The organism is Paraburkholderia sartisoli, assembly GCF_900107685.1.
Taxonomy (GTDB): domain Bacteria; phylum Pseudomonadota; class Gammaproteobacteria; order Burkholderiales; family Burkholderiaceae; genus Paraburkholderia; species Paraburkholderia sartisoli.
The window spans coordinates 72,529-87,317 of record NZ_FNRQ01000010.1; the positions used below are offsets into that span (position 1 = coordinate 72,529).

Sequence of the window (14,789 nt, forward strand, 5' to 3'; positions counted from 1 at the left end):
GACGGGGCGGCCAGTACCGCAGATATCGCTCAACCGCCGTCGTCGCTCTGATCGTCGCCGTTGTCCGCGGGTTGCTTTGGCGGCGGCGGGCGTTTGCCGATCATCACGTCGACGTCCAGTTCCTTGTTCTTGCGCACGACATGAACCTTCGCGTTCGTGCCCGGCTTGATCTGCGCGATCACGTTCAGGAGACGCGTCGTGTCCGTGATGTCCTCGCCGTTCACGCTCACCAGAATGTCGCCCGGCTTGATGCCGGCCTTGTCGGCGGGCCCGCCCTGCAGCACACCTGCGACGATCGCGCCCGATTCCTGCTTGAGCCCGAACGACTCGGCGATTTCCGGCGTGACGTCCTGCGGTTCGACGCCGATCCATCCGCGCGTTACCGAACCCGTCGTGATGATGCTTTCCAGCACGCTGCGCGCCGTCGAAACCGGAATCGCGAAGCCGATGCCAAGCGAGCCGCCCGAGCGCGAGTAAATGGCCGTGTTGATGCCCAGCAGGTTGCCGTTCACGTCCACCAGCGCGCCGCCCGAGTTGCCCGGATTGATCGCCGCGTCGGTCTGGATGAAGTTTTCGAACGTGTTGATGCCGAGGTGATTGCGTCCGAGCGCGCTGATGATGCCCATCGTCACCGTCTGGCCGACGCCGAACGGGTTGCCGATCGCGAGCACCACGTCGCCGACGCGCGTCTGGTCCATGCGGCCGAGCGTGATCGTCGGCAGATTGGTCATGTTGACCTTGAGCACGGCCAGATCCGTCTCTGGATCGACGCCGATGACCTTCGCGTTCGTGGTGCGGCCGTCGGCGAGCGCGATTTCGATCTGATCCGCGCCGTCCACGACGTGCTGGTTCGTTAGAATGTAACCTTCCGGACTCACGATGACGCCCGAGCCGAGATTGGCCGCCGGCTGTTCCTGCTGCCTGCGGTTGTTGTTCCTGTCGCCGAAGAAGTAGCGGAAGAGCGGATCTTTCGCGCGCGGGTCGGGCGGAAGCGAGCCGTCCTTGCTTGAGAACACGTTGACGACCGCTGGCATGGCCTTGTGCGCCGCATCGGCGTACGAAGCCTGCGCGGGCCCGCTGCCCCCGCCGATGCCTGGCGCCACTTCACGCAGGGCGACGATCGGTTCGGCAAGCTGCTTGCCGAACTGGCCCTGGCGCTGCAGCCATTGCGGCTTGAGTGTCGCAATGATGAACATCAGCGCCAGCAGTACCGTCACCGCCTGGGCGAAGAACAGCCAAAAGCGTCTAAGCATCTGAAGATATTAGAGGTTTATATGGATCGGATCGAACTGGAATTGTACTTGAACAATCTTCTGCAAACCGCGAGGTTCAAGGACTATTGCCCCAATGGGCTGCAGGTTGAAGGCCGGCGTCGCGTAAAAAAGATCGCGACCGGTGTGACCGCCTCGGCGGCCTTTCTGGAGGCGGCAATCGAGTGGGGCGCGGACGCGGTTTTCGTCCATCATGGCTACTTCTGGCGCAACGAGCCGCCGCAGATCACCGGCCGCAAACATGGCCGCATCAAGCTGCTGATCCAGAACGATCTGAACCTGTTCGCCTACCATCTGCCCCTCGACGACCATCCGGAATTCGGCAATAACGCGCAACTGGGCGCGAAAATGGGCTGGATCCCCGACGAAACCCATTTTGGCGAAGGTAACCTCGGCTGGCTGAGCACGCTGCCGATGCCCATCACGCTCGCCCACTTCACCGCGCAGGTCGAGCAGACGCTCGGCCGCACGCCGCTCGTCCTCGGCGACCCGGACCGTGAACTGCGCCGCGTCGCGTGGTGTACGGGCGCCGCGCAAAGCTATTTCGACGCCGCGATCGCCGCCGGCGCCGATGTCTTCCTCACCGGCGAAATCTCCGAGTCGACCACTCACACGGCCGCCGAAAGCGGCGTCGCGTTCCTCTCCGCCGGCCATCACGCGACCGAGCGCTTCGGTGTCCAGGCCATCGGCGCGCATCTGTCCGAGACCTTCGATCTCGAACATCTCTTTATCGATGTCCATAATCCAGTCTGATTTTCGGTTAATTAGTGAACAAAAAGGCTGGATAACGGAGGGAACGCTTAAGAAACCACATAAAAATGTTCGCGATTTGTGCGGGGATACCCTGATTTATCAAAGACTTCGCACGCTTTTTGGTATTCGGCCCTTGTAAATGCCGACTCCATTCGAGCAAACTAGCGGCGGTAGAACCGGCTTGACGGAAAAATCCAACTCAGAAGTGGGGCGTGTGATGCGAGACAAGGAAGATGAACGCGTCGACGGCAGCCGTCGTACCTGGCTGATTGCGACGACCGTAGCAGGTGGCGTAGGTGGAGTTGCCACTGTAGTGCCCTTTGTTAGTTCGTTTGCACCATCTGAAAAGGCCAAGGCAGCAGGCGCCCCGGTCGAAGTCGATATCAGTAACCTGAAGCCCGGCGACATGATGACCGTGGCATGGCGTGGCAAGCCGGTGTGGATCATCAACCGCACCGACAGGATGCTCGCCGACGTCAAGAAAGCCGATCATGAAGTGGCTGACCCGGACAGCAAAAAGCCCTTCTCGATGCCGGAGCCGGATTACTGCAAGAACGAATTCCGCGCCCGCGCCGACCGCAAGAACATCTTCGTCGCCGTCGCCGTATGCACCCATCTGGGCTGCACGCCGACGCCGCGCTTCCAGGAGGGTGCGCAGCCCAGTCTTCCAGACGACTGGCCAGGAGGCTTCCTGTGCCCGTGCCACGGCTCGACCTACGACATGGCTGGCCGCGTCTTCAAGAACAAACCGGCTCCGCAAAACCTCGACATTCCGCCCTATATGTTCACGTCGGCGAATTCGCTCGTGATCGGCAAGGACGAGAAAGGAGAAGCGTAAATGGCGATCGAACACGAAGTGGAGACAACCGGGCTGGCCGGATGGATCGACCGCCGCTTCCCGATGACGGCGACGTGGAAAAAGCACGTCTCCGAGTACTACGCACCGAAGAACTTCAATTTCTGGTACATCTTCGGCTCGCTCGCGCTGCTGGTGCTGGTGAACCAGATCGTCACCGGCATTTTCCTCACGATGAACTACAAGCCCGACGCGACGCTCGCGTTCTCGTCGGTCGAGTACATCATGCGCGAGGTGCCGTGGGGCTGGCTGATCCGCTACATGCATTCCACGGGCGCGTCGCTGTTCTTCGTTGTCGTGTATCTGCACATGTTCCGCGGGCTGCTCTACGGCTCGTACCGCAAGCCGCGTGAGCTGGTGTGGATCTTCGGCTGCGCGATCTTCCTGTGCCTGATGGCCGAGGCGTTTTTCGGCTACCTGCTGCCGTGGGGCCAGATGTCGTTCTGGGGCGCGCAGGTGATCGTGAACCTGTTTTCGGCGATTCCGTTTATCGGGCCGGATCTGTCGCTGTGGATTCGCGGCGACTACGTGGTGTCCGACGTCACGCTGAACCGCTTCTTCGCGTTTCACGTGATCGCGATTCCGCTCGTGCTGCTCGGGCTGGTGGTCGCTCATCTCGTGGCGCTGCATGAAGTGGGCTCGAACAACCCGGACGGCATCGAGATCAAGGCGAAGAAGGACGCCAGCGGCAAGCCGATCGACGGCATCCCGTTCCATCCGTACTACTCGGTCCACGATTTTCTGGGCGTGTCCGTGTTTCTGTTAATCTTCGCCGCGATCATCTTCTTCGCGCCGGAAATGGGCGGCTACTTCCTCGAGGCGAATAACTTCGTCCCGGCGAACCCGCTGCAGACGCCGCCGGAAATCGCGCCGGTCTGGTACTTCACTGCGTTCTACGCGATGCTGCGCGCCACGACCGATCCGTTCAAGATCGTCCTGATGATCGTGATCGCGCTGCTGGGCCTGCTCGCGCTCGTGCGCGCGCGCGGCAAGTGGAAGTTCGGTCTGCCGGTGCTCGCCGTGCTGGTGATTCTGGCGATGGCGTTCACCGAGTCGAAGTTCTGGGGCGTGGTGGTGATGGGAACGGCGGTGGTGTCGCTCTTCTTCCTGCCGTGGCTCGACCAGTCGCCGGTGAAGTCGATCCGCTACCGGCCGTTCTTCCACAAGGTGTTCTACGGGATCTTCGTGCTGGCGTTCCTGACGCTGGGCTTCCTCGGGACGAAGCCGCCATCGCCTGCCTCGACGCTGATCGCGCAGATCTGCGCACTGATTTATTTTGCGTTCTTCCTCGGCATGCCGTTCTGGACACGGCTCGGACGGTTCAAACAACCGCCCGAACGAGTCCGGTTCAAGTCTCACTAACGCGCGCCAGGAGAACCCACAATGAAAAAACTGCTTTCGACGCTCGCGCTGATCGGCGCCGCTTCGACAATGGCCTTCGCGCTGATGGTGAGTCCGGCGCACGCGGACGAGAATTTCCCGCTCGACCGCGCGCCCGATAACGCGGACAATTTTGCCTCCCTGCAGCATGGCGCGCAATTGTTTGTAAACTATTGCCTGAATTGCCATAGCGCGAACCTGATGCGATACAGCCGCCTGCAGGATCTGGGCATCTCGCAGAAGGAAATCGAGAAGAACCTGTTGTTCACGACCGACAAGGTCGGTAACACGATGTCGGTGGCGATGCGGCCTGAAGACGCGAAAGCGTGGTTCGGGGCGCAACCGCCGGATCTGTCGGTGGAGGCGCGGGCGCGCAACAAGGACTGGCTGTATACGTACCTGCGCAGTTTTTACCGCGACGACACCCGGCCGACTGGCTGGAACAACCTGGTGTATGACAACGTGAGCATGCCGCACGTGTTGTGGCAGCTTCAGGGCCAGCGGACCGCGAAGTTCGAGGAGGACACCGACGAAAGGACGGGTGAAAAGATCCGCAAGTTTGTCGGCTACCAGCAGGTCACGCCGGGGACGATGTCGGCAGTAGATTATGATTCTGCTGTTGCCGACCTCGTGTCGTACGTGTCGTGGATGTCCGAACCCACGCAGCAAACGCGCAAACGGCTGGGCGTATGGGTGCTGATGTTCCTCGGCATCCTGAGCTTTTTCGCCTGGCGATTGAACGCCGCGTACTGGAAAGATATCAAATAATCACGCCGTGACCGGCGTGGGGCCGGCGCAAGGAAAACCGCGAGGCGGTTTTTCCGCGCTGGCCCTTCAGCTTTTTGAGGAAATGTAAAAATGATGGTTCTGTACTCTGGCACGACTTGTCCTTTCTCCCAGCGCTGCCGGCTGGTGTTGTTCGAAAAGGGCATGGACTTTGAGATTCGCGACGTCGACCTGTTCAACAAGCCGGAAGACATCGCGGTGATGAATCCGTATGGTCAGGTGCCGATCCTCGTCGAACGGGACCTGATTCTGTATGAGTCGAACATCATCAACGAGTATATCGACGAGCGCTTCCCGCACCCGCAGCTGATGCCGGCTGACCCGGTTCAGCGTGCGCGCGCGCGTCTGTTCCTGCTCAACTTCGAGAAGGAGCTGTTCGTACACGTCGGCACACTGGAAAACGAAAAGGGCAAGGCTGCCGAGAAGAATCACGAAAAGGCGCGTATCGCGATTCGTGACCGTCTGACGCAGCTCGCACCGATTTTCCTCAAGAACAAGTACATGCTCGGCGAAGAGTTCTCGATGCTCGACGTGGCGATTGCGCCGCTGTTGTGGCGTCTGGATCACTACGGCATCGAACTGTCGAAGAACGCAGCACCGCTGATGAAGTACGCCGAACGCATTTTCAGCCGTCCGGCCTATATCGAAGCGCTGACGCCTTCGGAAAAGGTGATGCGCCGTTGAGTGTGGTTCAGGGGGAAAGCGTCGCGCCGTCGTGCTGATCGTGGCGGGTCGCGCGGCGTCTTTCGTCCGGTACGAGGAATGTTGATGCAAGAGATTTCCACGAAGCCTTACCTGCTGCGCGCGTTGTACGAGTGGTGCACGGATAACGGCTACACGCCGCACATCGCGGTACGGGTCGACAACCAGACACGCGTTCCGCGTCAGTTCGTGCGCGACAACGAAATCGTGCTGAACATCAGCTTCGAGGCAACGAGCCAGTTGCAGATGGGCAATGAGCTCGTCGAGTTCAACGCGCGGTTTTCGGGGAAGTCGCACCGGATCGAAGTGCCGATCGCGAACGTGCTTGCGATCTATGCGCGCGAGAACGGGCAGGGCATGGCGTTCCCGGTCGATTCCCCGGGTGGCGAAGCGGCGGATTCCAGCGAGGAAGATGACGCGGGCGCGACCGTCGGCGCTCCGGTGACGATCGGCGGCAGCACGCCAGCGGCGGCTCCGGCCGGCTCGCAAGATGCCGCGACGGCGCGAAAGTCCGACGACGCCGGCGATGCCCCGAAACCCGACGACGACGGATCAAAAGGCGGCGGAAGAGGCCACCTCAAGGTCGTGAAATGAAGTAAAATCGCCGTCCGATGCCCCCTTAGCTCATTTGGTAGAGCACTTGACTTGTAATCATGAGGTGGTCTGTTCGAATCAGACAGGGGGCACCAGCTGATTCAATCAAAAAGCCCAGTCGCTGCGACTGGGCTTTTTGTTTTCTGGGGTTTCTTCGGGTAGTGGGCGATGGGAGCCGGGGTGCGCGCTTCAGGCGGCCTCAAGACGCACCACGGCCCGACTTCCCGTGGCCTCCGCATATCGGGCCAGCGTGCGCATGGACGGCAAGGAGCGCCCGCTTTCCATACGTGCGATGGTCGATTGCGTCGTTTGCATCTTTTCGGCGACCTGTTCCTGAGTCAGTCCGGCACGCACCCGCGCAGCGACAAGCTCGCGCGCAATTGCGAATTCTGGCGACTGCGCATCGTATTCAGCTCTGGTCTTCGGGTCGGCCAGCAAGCGTGTTTTGAGGGTAGCGAGGTCAGTCATCAATCCATTCTCCTTCATGCGGGTCCAGCCGTCTCCACCACGCCATCATATTATCTCTTTTTTGCTATAAATAAGCCCCGATCATCCACGTCACCCGAAGCTCGCCCGTGACTGCGCCTGCGAAACCCGTCGCGGGCGGAAATACAGCAAGACGTGCGTCCAGGTGAGCGGTACTATCGCGCCAAAGCTGTGAGCGGCCGTGCCGCTGCCGGCGCAGACCGTATTGCGGCCGCCCCGTTTCTTCCTCGCGTACCCATGACCACTTCCGCCACGATCACCCTTCCCGAAGACGACGGCCCGCGCGCCGTCCTCTGGCGTTCCGAGGCGGCCGTGCTGCCGCCAAAGCGCGTGACCATCGCCGACGACCGTCTCACCGCCGATGCCGCGTACCGGCTTGCCTGCGAAGGCACCGCGCTGCTGTACCGTGGCGACTTCCAGAACGCGCGCCAGCTGTTGCAGGCGATGACGCGGCGCGTCGAACGCAATCCGCGCAAGGACGCGACCTCGCTGAAAGAAGCGTTCAATTTCCACCGTCAGGCGCAGTCGCAACGCGCGCGCGTCCTCGGCATGGTGCTGATTCCACTGGACGGCGATTACACGATCCCGCTGCGTCGCGCGCCGGAAGTGCGGGAGGCTTGCGCCGAAACGTACGGCGCGGCGACGGGCGAATCTTCGGTGGTGTCGCTGCGTGAACTGCTCGGCCTTGTCGGCGCGCATGAATGGCGCAAGAAGGGCGTCGAGATTCCCGTGCTCGCCGATCGCATCCACCCGCATTACGGCGTGTTCTCGCCGGTGCGCGGGGAGTATGTGGATCTCGTTGCGCGCACGCCGTTGCCAACGCTTGAAAAGGCGTTCGATATCGGCACCGGTACCGGTGTGCTGGCCGCGTTGCTGGCAAAGCGCGGCGTGAAGAGGATCGTCGCGACCGATCAGGATCCGCGCGCGCTCGCGTGCGCCACCGAAAACCTCGCGCGGATGGGTTACGACGCTCAGGTCAAGGTGGTGCACGCCGATCTCTTTCCCGAAGGCCGCGCGCCGCTTGTGATCTGCAATCCGCCGTGGGTGCCCGCGCGGCCCGCGTCGCCGATCGAATATGCCGTGTTCGATCCGGACAGCCGCATGCTGCTTGGCTTCCTGAACGGTCTCGCGGCGCATCTTTCGCCGGGCGGCGAAGGCTGGCTGATCCTGTCCGATTTCGCCGAGCATCTCGGCTTGCGCTCGCGCGAAAGCCTGCTGGCGGCGATCGATCAGGCCGGGTTGAAGCTCGTCGGACGCGAAGACATCAAGCCGCGTCATCCGAAGTCGACCGATGCGAACGATCCGCTGCACGCGGCGCGCGTGAAAGAGGTGACATCGTTGTGGCGTCTGCAGGCGCGCTGAGATCTGGCGTCGCGATGCCCGTTGTTACACCGGACCTGACTCCGTGTCCGACGCGGGATTTGACGCCGATTCCGGCGCGGAACATGACGCGGAATTTGACGCCGATCCTGACGCGGAACCTGATGTTGCTTCCGGCGCGGAACCCGACGCTAATCCCGACACCGCTTCCGCCGCCCCGACGTAACCAGCCGCACCGTGCCCCGCAACGAGGCCGCTCGCGAAGCAGGCGGTGAGCAGATAGCCACCCGTCGGCGCTTCCCAGTCGAGCATTTCGCCGGCGCAGAACGCGCCTGGAATCTGTTGCAGCATCAGGCGCGCGTCGAGCGCCTCGAACGGCACGCCGCCCGCGCTGCTGATCGCTTCCTCGATGGGCCGCGCGCGCGTGAGGCGCAGCGGCAACGCCTTGATCGCACGCGCCAACTGCTGCGTATCGGCGAACGTTTCCTTCGACAGACACTCGTGCAGCAACCCCGCCTTGACGCCCGAAATGCCAAGCCGGCCGTGCAGATGCGTCGACATCGAGCGCGACCCGCGCGGTCGCGTGACCTCGTCCACAACGCGCTCAGCGGAGTGCGCCGGCGCGAGATCGAGGTGAATGACGACCTCGCCGTCCGCCAGCAGACGATCCCGGATCACCGACGAAAGCGCGTACACCAGGCTGCCCTCGACACCTGTTTCTGTCGAAATGAACTCACCTTTTCGATAATGGACTTTTTTGTCTATATCGATGACGGAAATGGCAACGGATTTCACCGGCTGGCCGGCGAAATGTTCACGGAAATATGCGCTCCAGTCGGCGTCGAAGCCGCAGTTCGACGGGCGCAGCGGCGCGATGGCAACGCCGCGCGCCTGCATTAGCGGCACCCACGAAGCGTCCGATCCGAGCCGCGGCCAGCTGCCGCCGCCGAGCGCGAATACAACCGCATCGGCTGTTACGCGATGCTCGGCGTCGTCGCCGGTCGTGGCGAAGCGCAGCGCGTGCCTCGGCGCATCGGATGACTGCGCGTCGCTGTCCCAGCCGATCCATTTGTGGCGCATGTGAAACCGCACACCGGCTTCCTTCAGCCGATGCAGCCATGCGCGCAACATCGGCGCGGCCTTCATGTCGGTGGGGAACACGCGCCCCGAGCTGCCGACGAATGTCGGAACGCCCAGTTCCGTCAGCCACGCACGCAACGCATCGGGGCCGAATGCGTCGAGGAGCGGCGCGATCCGGTCGCGGCGCGCGCCATAGCGGCCGAGAAACGGCGTGAGCGGCTCCGAGTGCGTGATGTTCATGCCGCCTTTGCCGGCCATCAGGAACTTGCGGCCGACAGAGGGCATTGCGTCATAGACATCGACGCGCACGCCGCGCCGCGCGAGCGCCTCGGCGGCCATCAAACCGGCCGGGCCGCCGCCGATGACGGCGACAGAAACTGAATCGTGCGAAAGGAGCATGCAGCGGGCGCGAAGAAGAGGGAAGAGAAGCGTGCAACGACGCAAGGTGCGCCATTTTCACACCCGCAGCAAGCGGGAGCAAACCGAGCGGGAGCAAACGCGCATTGCAGCACGTCAGCATCATCACGCAATTCAAAAGCGCACATCCGCGCCGCGCCGTTTCAGGTCACGACACCCACCTGCCACGGCACGAACTCGCTTTGCCCGTAGCCGTGCAGTTCGCTCTTCGACGGCTTGCCCGAAGCGCAGTCGAGCATCATGCGAAACACGGCTTCGCCGAGTTCATCGATGCTCGCCGTGCCGTCGATCACGCCGCCGCAGTTGATGTCCATGTCGTCTTCCTGGCGTTCCCACAGCGGCGTGTTCGTCGCGAGCTTCAGCGACGGTGACGGCGCGCAGCCATACGCGGAACCGCGCCCGGTCGTGAAGCAGATCAGGTTCGCGCCCGATGCCACCTGGCCCGTCGCCGACATCGGATCGTAGCCCGGCGAATCCATGAACACGAAGCCTTTCGCGGTGACCGGCTGCGCGTATTCGTACACTTCGACGAGATTCGTCGTGCCGCCTTTCGCCACCGCGCCGAGCGATTTTTCGAGGATCGTCGTGAGGCCGCCGACCTTGTTGCCGGCCGACGGATTGTTATCGAGCGCCGCGCCGTTGCGATCGCAATAGTCCTGCCACCAGGCGATGCGCGCGAGCAGTTTCTCGCCGACTTCGCGGCTCACCGCGCGCCGCGTGAGCAGATGCTCCGCGCCGTAGACCTCGGGCGTCTCCGACAGGATCGCCGTGCCGCCGTGTCGCACCAGACGGTCGACGGCCGCGCCGAGCGCCGGGTTCGCCGAGATGCCGGAATAGCCATCCGAGCCGCCGCACTGCAAACCGACGACGAGATGCGACGCCGGCAGCCGCTCGCGTGTCGCACGGTTCGCGTCCGTCAGCATCTCGCGCACCATCGCGATGCCGTGCTCGATCGTCTTGCGCGTGCCGCCGCTGTCCTGAATCGTGAAGCTGCGCAGACGCGGCCTGCCGTCGCTCAATCCGCCGGCTTCGAGCACGCCGCCGATCTGGTTCGTCTCGCAGCCGAGGCCGACGAACAGCACCGACGCGAAGTTCGGATGCCTCGCGTAACCCGCGAGCGTGCGGCGCAGGATGCGGATGCCTTCGCCCTGCGTGTCGATACCGCAGCCGAGCCCGTGCGTGAGCGCGATCACGCCGTCGACGTTCGGAAAATCCGCGAGTTCCTCCGGATGCACGTCGCGCCGGAAATGATCGGCGATCGCGCGCGCGACCGTCGCCGAGCAGTTCACGCTCGTCAGCACGCCGATGTAGTTGCGCGTCGCGACGCGGCCGTCGTCGCGGCGAATGCCCATGAAGTGCGCCGGTTCGCCTGCGTATTCAGTGGGATGCCGGTCGACGCCAAATGCGTGATCGCGCGAGAAATCCGCCATGCCGAGGTTCTGCACATGCACGTGCTGGCCGCGCGCGATGTTGTCCCGCGCGACGCCGATGATCTGGTTGTAACGTTTGACCGGTTCGCCTTTCGCGATCGCGCGCGTCGCGATCTTGTGGCCCGGCGGAATCAATCCGGACACGACGAGATCTTCGGAGTCGATCCGTGTGCCGGACATGAGCTGACGCGTCGCGATCACGACGTCGTCGTTTGGATGCAGGCGGATCACGGCGTGCGCGGTGACGGTACCGGGCGTTGCTGGGGTTGGGCTCGACATGTGGAAACCTCTGTTCTTTCGTATGTGCGGGTGGCGGCCTGGTCGCGATTCGATGACGATTCACGCCCGAGGCGTTGCTTCGCCGGGCACGGCCTTCAGGCGCGTCGGGTCGCCATCTGCCAGCGCTCCGGAAACACGGTCGTGCGGGACGAAACAGATGAGACAGGATGCCTCGCGCGATGGACGTTCTGGCGTGAGAAACCACCGTGCCGGGTTCACTGCATGACGTTATTTCGGCCTGACCAGTTGCCGATAGTAGAAGTGTTTTGCTAATCTGGTCAAGCCAGTTGGATCCGCATAGACGTTCGACGGCACAACGTCGGACCGTCAGTGGATCTCGCTGATTACAATTCACGCTTTGCCGGGCGCGTGTCGCCTGGCGTTGCCGCCGCCGAACCATCCCGCTGCCCGGAGCCACGTTTGCCAGTCAAACCCGTCGAAACGCGTCGTCTCTATCTTCAGATCGCCGACAAGCTGCGCCAGCTGATCGGCCAGCAAGGATTCGCGCCGAACGGACGCCTGCCGTCCGAGCGCGAGCTGGCGCAGACGCTTGGCGTGTCGCGGCCGTCGGTGCGCGAGGCGCTCGTCGCGCTGGAACTGGAAGGGCGCGTGGAGATCCGCATGGGATCGGGCGTGTATGTCAGTTCGCGCCCGGCGTCCGCTGCGGCCGGCGCGGCAGCGCCCGATCCGGGTACGCTCGGTGAAAGCCCGCGCGAAATCATGGATGCCCGCTCGCTGATCGAAGGCGCGATCGCGGCGAGTGTCGCGCCGTTCGCGAAGCCGAAGGCGCTCAAGGCGCTGCGCGCGCTGTACGAGCGCATGGCCGCCGAAGTCGCCGCCGGCCAGGTTCCGCTCGCCGCCGACCGGCAGTTCCACCTGTGCGTCGCGCAGATGTCGGGAAACGACGTGCTGGTGAAGACCGTCGCGGACCTGTTCGACGAACGGCACAGTCCGCTGTCGTCGAAGCTGCGGGTGCATTTCGAAGGGGACGACACGTGGGCGGCGGCGCTCGACGAACACCGCGCCATTCTGGAAGCGCTCGAGGCACGGGACGCCGTGCAGGCGCATGCGGCAGTCCAGCGGCATCTGAAAGCGTCGTACGCGCGTCTGATGGCACGCGTCAAACCCTGAAAGCCGGCCGCATGCACCGCCTTCAGGGGCGGAACGAAACGGTCAACCCGGATACTCCTCATCGACCTTCAGGCCGGCGAGCTTGAAGATCACGCGTAGCGTCTGGGGTTTGATGTCTCGCCGCGAAGCCAGCGTCGTCATGACGAAGTCGAGCACCTTGGCGTATTTGAGCATCGTGAGACAGGTTTCCATGTCGACGGCGCCATCGCGCATCAATTCGGCAATCCGCAGCATCTCCACCGAGATGTCGCGCGCCATTTCGAGTTCGATCTGCTGCTTTTCTGTCCACGCGGGCGTGGTGAGGAGTTTTGTCATCATCTCCTGGAATTTCTGCTCCGCGTTTCCGTTCGGTATCGCGTCCATTGCCGCCTCATTGTCGTCCGAGCGTGCTTCCTGTCCGGTCACGGCGCGCTGCAGGTTACGTAACGTTCGGCCCGATGTTCCGGTGCCAACCTCCCCCACGCCAGCTATTCTGCTCTGGGCAGTTGCCTGTGCTGATTGTTTGTGCCGCTCCCCGTCAGGGCGAAGCGGGGTTGCCGCCGGTCTGCGAGCGGCGCTGTTCCGCGCGATGCATGACCTGGCAGCATGAAATGTTCCCGGTGCGTGAATGAGTCTCCGGCGGTTTTCCCGCTCTTCGCCCGGATGCAGCCGGTTCCTCTTCGCGCTTTTCGGTAAACTGGCAGCATCTTTTCAATCGTTCCGTCATCTGTCGCACGTTCCCGGTGCAGTTGGCGCTGCACAAATTCGATGCCGACCCGATCCGCCAGCCCCGCAAAGCCGCCGAAAGCGGTGAAAACCCACGAAATCCGTCCGAATCAGTCGATCGAGCTGCTGAAGGAGCTGCACATCCTCACGCGCGACGGCACGATGAACCAGGACAGCCGGCGCAAGCTGAAGCAGGTCTATCACCTGTTCCAGTTCATCGAGCCGCTGCTGAAAGACCTGAAGGACACGCAGGGCAGCCTCACGCTCGTCGACCACGGCGCGGGAAAGTCCTATCTGGGTTTTATCCTGTATGACCTGTTTTTCAAGGAACAGCACGACGCGTCGCATATTTACGGTATCGAGACGCGCGAAGACCTCGTCACGAAATCGGAAGAACTGGCGGCGCGGCTGGGTTTTGGCGGAATGTCATTCGTGAATCTGTCGGTGGCGGAATCGATCACGTCGGAGCGTCTGCCGGCGACGATCGACATCGTCACCGCGCTGCACGCGTGCAACACCGCCACCGACGACGCGATCCGCTTCGCGCTGGAGAAAAAGGCGAAGTACATCGTCGTGGTGCCGTGCTGTCAGGCGGAAGTGGCGGGCGTGCTGCGCAGCAACAAGAGCCGCTCGCTCGGGCACGCGCTGACGGAAATCTGGCGCCATCCGCTGCACACGCGCGAATTCGGCAGCCAGATCACGAACGTGCTGCGCTGCCTGCAGCTCGAGGCGCACGGCTATCAGGTGAGCGTGACGGAACTCGTCGGCTGGGAGCATTCGATGAAGAACGAACTCATCATCGCCCAGTACAAGGATCTGCCGCGCCGCCGGCCGGCGGAACGGCTCAATGAGGTGATGGAGACGCTCGGTCTCGGCGAACTGCGCGAGCGGTTCTTCGCGCCAGAGGTTGTGTAACGATGTAACGCCCGCGGAGTTTATTTCGGGCAGACGCGTCGAATGCCTGCCTTCAGGTGACGTCCGGCGTCAGTCTTCAGCCGGCGCGCCCATCCATTTCCGCCAGCCATCGAGGCCTAGCCGCTGCATCGTTTCCTGATTGCGTTCGTAGATATCGGCGGCGTCGGGGAACGCATCGACGGCACGCTCGATACTCGCTTCGCGCAACAGATGCAGGACCGGATACGGCGCGCGGTTGGTGTAGTTCTCGATGTCGTCCGGGGCGGTGCCGTCGAACTGATACCGCGGATGAAAGCTCGCGATCTGCAACTCGCCCTCGAGACGCATCTGTTTCAACATCCGGTCGGCGAAAAACAGGCAGTCGTTGTATTCGAGGAAATCGGCCAGCGCGTCCGGAATGATCAGGAGCGTCGTGTCGACGTCAGCCGGATCGGCGTCGGCGAGCGTTCGCAGTTCGGCTTCGAGATCGACCAGCACGCCTTCCAGGTTCGTCGCTTCGCTGATCGCGTAGCGGATCTGGTCTTTCACATGCACGCTCTTCGCGAACGGACACAGGTTCAACCCGATGACCGCGCGCGTCAGCCAGTGACGGGTGGCGGAAAGAATCGATTCGCGGGTTTCGGCGGACAGCGGCATGGCGGAAGGACAACGTGGAAAGCCGTATTTTAACGGCGTTGCCGGTAG

Annotated in this window: 15 protein-coding genes and 1 tRNA gene; 10 read left to right on the forward strand and 6 right to left on the reverse strand. The window is 62.8% G+C overall.

Annotated elements, in window-relative coordinates:
• Positions 1-29: 29 nt before the first annotated feature.
• The gene (locus tag BLV45_RS24040) at positions 30-1,253 is read right to left on the reverse strand and encodes a Do family serine endopeptidase (RefSeq protein WP_090537312.1); all 1,224 of its coding nucleotides are present in this window, start codon (positions 1,251-1,253) and stop codon (positions 30-32) included.
• A gap of 21 nt (positions 1,254-1,274) precedes the next feature.
• On the opposite strand from BLV45_RS24040, the gene BLV45_RS24045 reads away from it, so the two are divergent.
• The 7 genes from BLV45_RS24045 to BLV45_RS24075 all read left to right on the forward strand — a co-directional run bounded on the left by BLV45_RS24045 (position 1,275) and on the right by BLV45_RS24075 (position 6,437).
• Positions 1,275-2,024, forward strand: a complete 750-nt coding sequence (locus BLV45_RS24045) for a Nif3-like dinuclear metal center hexameric protein (protein WP_090537314.1) — start codon at positions 1,275-1,277, stop codon at positions 2,022-2,024.
• 217 nt (positions 2,025-2,241) lie between these two features.
• Positions 2,242-2,862 carry a ubiquinol-cytochrome c reductase iron-sulfur subunit gene (gene petA / locus BLV45_RS24050; RefSeq protein WP_090537316.1) on the forward strand — a complete coding sequence of 207 codons (621 nt, stop codon included), beginning with the start codon at positions 2,242-2,244 and terminating at the stop codon, positions 2,860-2,862.
• On the forward strand, positions 2,863-4,242 hold the full coding sequence (locus tag BLV45_RS24055; RefSeq protein WP_090537318.1) for a cytochrome b: 1,380 nt from the start codon (positions 2,863-2,865) through the stop codon (positions 4,240-4,242).
• Positions 4,243-4,263: 21 nt separating this feature from the next.
• Positions 4,264-5,028 carry a cytochrome c1 gene (locus BLV45_RS24060; RefSeq protein WP_090537320.1) on the forward strand — a complete coding sequence of 255 codons (765 nt, stop codon included), beginning with the start codon at positions 4,264-4,266 and terminating at the stop codon, positions 5,026-5,028.
• 90 nt (positions 5,029-5,118) lie between these two features.
• Complete coding sequence (locus BLV45_RS24065) at positions 5,119-5,730, forward strand: glutathione S-transferase N-terminal domain-containing protein (RefSeq protein WP_090537322.1); 612 nt, start codon at positions 5,119-5,121, stop codon at positions 5,728-5,730.
• An 84-nt stretch (positions 5,731-5,814) separates the two neighbouring features.
• Complete coding sequence (locus BLV45_RS24070) at positions 5,815-6,342, forward strand: ClpXP protease specificity-enhancing factor (RefSeq protein WP_090537325.1); 528 nt, start codon at positions 5,815-5,817, stop codon at positions 6,340-6,342.
• 19 nt (positions 6,343-6,361) lie between these two features.
• A tRNA-Thr gene (locus BLV45_RS24075) sits at positions 6,362-6,437 on the forward strand.
• Positions 6,438-6,531: 94 nt separating this feature from the next.
• Here the strand turns inward: BLV45_RS24075 and BLV45_RS24080 are convergent.
• A complete protein-coding gene (locus BLV45_RS24080; RefSeq protein WP_090537327.1) occupies positions 6,532-6,810 on the reverse strand; it encodes a helix-turn-helix transcriptional regulator in 279 nt (92 codons plus the stop codon).
• Between the two features lie 255 nt (positions 6,811-7,065).
• On the opposite strand from BLV45_RS24080, the gene BLV45_RS24085 reads away from it, so the two are divergent.
• Positions 7,066-8,190: a methyltransferase gene (locus BLV45_RS24085; RefSeq protein ID WP_090537329.1), complete on the forward strand. Its 1,125-nt coding sequence runs from the start codon at positions 7,066-7,068 to the stop codon at positions 8,188-8,190.
• Positions 8,191-8,214: 24 nt separating this feature from the next.
• Here the strand turns inward: BLV45_RS24085 and BLV45_RS24090 are convergent, their stop codons facing one another.
• Together BLV45_RS24090 and BLV45_RS24095 are read right to left on the reverse strand one after the other, a co-directional pair.
• The gene (locus tag BLV45_RS24090) at positions 8,215-9,627 is read right to left on the reverse strand and encodes a BaiN/RdsA family NAD(P)/FAD-dependent oxidoreductase (RefSeq protein WP_090537332.1); all 1,413 of its coding nucleotides are present in this window, start codon (positions 9,625-9,627) and stop codon (positions 8,215-8,217) included.
• Positions 9,628-9,788: 161 nt separating this feature from the next.
• The gene (locus BLV45_RS24095; protein ID WP_090537334.1) at positions 9,789-11,354 is read right to left on the reverse strand and encodes a UxaA family hydrolase; all 1,566 of its coding nucleotides are present in this window, start codon (positions 11,352-11,354) and stop codon (positions 9,789-9,791) included.
• A gap of 420 nt (positions 11,355-11,774) precedes the next feature.
• On the opposite strand from BLV45_RS24095, the gene BLV45_RS24100 reads away from it, so the two are divergent.
• Entirely contained in the window at positions 11,775-12,485 is a 711-nt protein-coding gene (locus tag BLV45_RS24100; RefSeq protein ID WP_090537335.1) for a FadR/GntR family transcriptional regulator, read from the forward strand.
• A 42-nt stretch (positions 12,486-12,527) separates the two neighbouring features.
• On the opposite strand, the gene BLV45_RS24105 is transcribed toward BLV45_RS24100, so the two are convergent.
• On the reverse strand, positions 12,528-12,848 hold the full coding sequence (locus BLV45_RS24105; RefSeq protein WP_090537337.1) for a DNA-binding protein: 321 nt from the start codon (positions 12,846-12,848) through the stop codon (positions 12,528-12,530).
• A gap of 384 nt (positions 12,849-13,232) precedes the next feature.
• Between BLV45_RS24105 and BLV45_RS24110 the strand changes: the two genes are divergently transcribed.
• Entirely contained in the window at positions 13,233-14,105 is an 873-nt protein-coding gene (locus BLV45_RS24110; protein ID WP_090537339.1) for a class I SAM-dependent methyltransferase, read from the forward strand.
• A 69-nt stretch (positions 14,106-14,174) separates the two neighbouring features.
• Here the strand turns inward: BLV45_RS24110 and BLV45_RS24115 are convergent, their stop codons facing one another.
• Entirely contained in the window at positions 14,175-14,741 is a 567-nt protein-coding gene (locus BLV45_RS24115; protein WP_090537340.1) for a DUF1415 domain-containing protein, read from the reverse strand.
• Positions 14,742-14,789 lie beyond the last annotated feature (48 nt).

Coding starts and splice junctions, on each gene's coding strand:
- BLV45_RS24115 (WP_090537340.1), bottom strand. CDS start 14,741: ATGCCGCTGTCCGCCGAAACCCGCGAATCGATTCTTTCCGCCACCCGT.
- BLV45_RS24105 (WP_090537337.1), bottom strand. CDS start 12,848: ATGGACGCGATACCGAACGGAAACGCGGAGCAGAAATTCCAGGAGATG.
- BLV45_RS24110 (WP_090537339.1), top strand. CDS start 13,233: ATGCCGACCCGATCCGCCAGCCCCGCAAAGCCGCCGAAAGCGGTGAAA.
- BLV45_RS24040 (WP_090537312.1), bottom strand. CDS start 1,253: ATGCTTAGACGCTTTTGGCTGTTCTTCGCCCAGGCGGTGACGGTACTG.
- BLV45_RS24090 (WP_090537332.1), bottom strand. CDS start 9,627: ATGCTCCTTTCGCACGATTCAGTTTCTGTCGCCGTCATCGGCGGCGGC.
- petA (WP_090537316.1), top strand. CDS start 2,242: ATGCGAGACAAGGAAGATGAACGCGTCGACGGCAGCCGTCGTACCTGG.
- BLV45_RS24045 (WP_090537314.1), top strand. CDS start 1,275: ATGGATCGGATCGAACTGGAATTGTACTTGAACAATCTTCTGCAAACC.
- BLV45_RS24095 (WP_090537334.1), bottom strand. CDS start 11,354: ATGTCGAGCCCAACCCCAGCAACGCCCGGTACCGTCACCGCGCACGCC.
- BLV45_RS24080 (WP_090537327.1), bottom strand. CDS start 6,810: ATGACTGACCTCGCTACCCTCAAAACACGCTTGCTGGCCGACCCGAAG.
- BLV45_RS24065 (WP_090537322.1), top strand. CDS start 5,119: ATGATGGTTCTGTACTCTGGCACGACTTGTCCTTTCTCCCAGCGCTGC.
- BLV45_RS24055 (WP_090537318.1), top strand. CDS start 2,863: ATGGCGATCGAACACGAAGTGGAGACAACCGGGCTGGCCGGATGGATC.
- BLV45_RS24085 (WP_090537329.1), top strand. CDS start 7,066: ATGACCACTTCCGCCACGATCACCCTTCCCGAAGACGACGGCCCGCGC.
- BLV45_RS24070 (WP_090537325.1), top strand. CDS start 5,815: ATGCAAGAGATTTCCACGAAGCCTTACCTGCTGCGCGCGTTGTACGAG.
- BLV45_RS24060 (WP_090537320.1), top strand. CDS start 4,264: ATGAAAAAACTGCTTTCGACGCTCGCGCTGATCGGCGCCGCTTCGACA.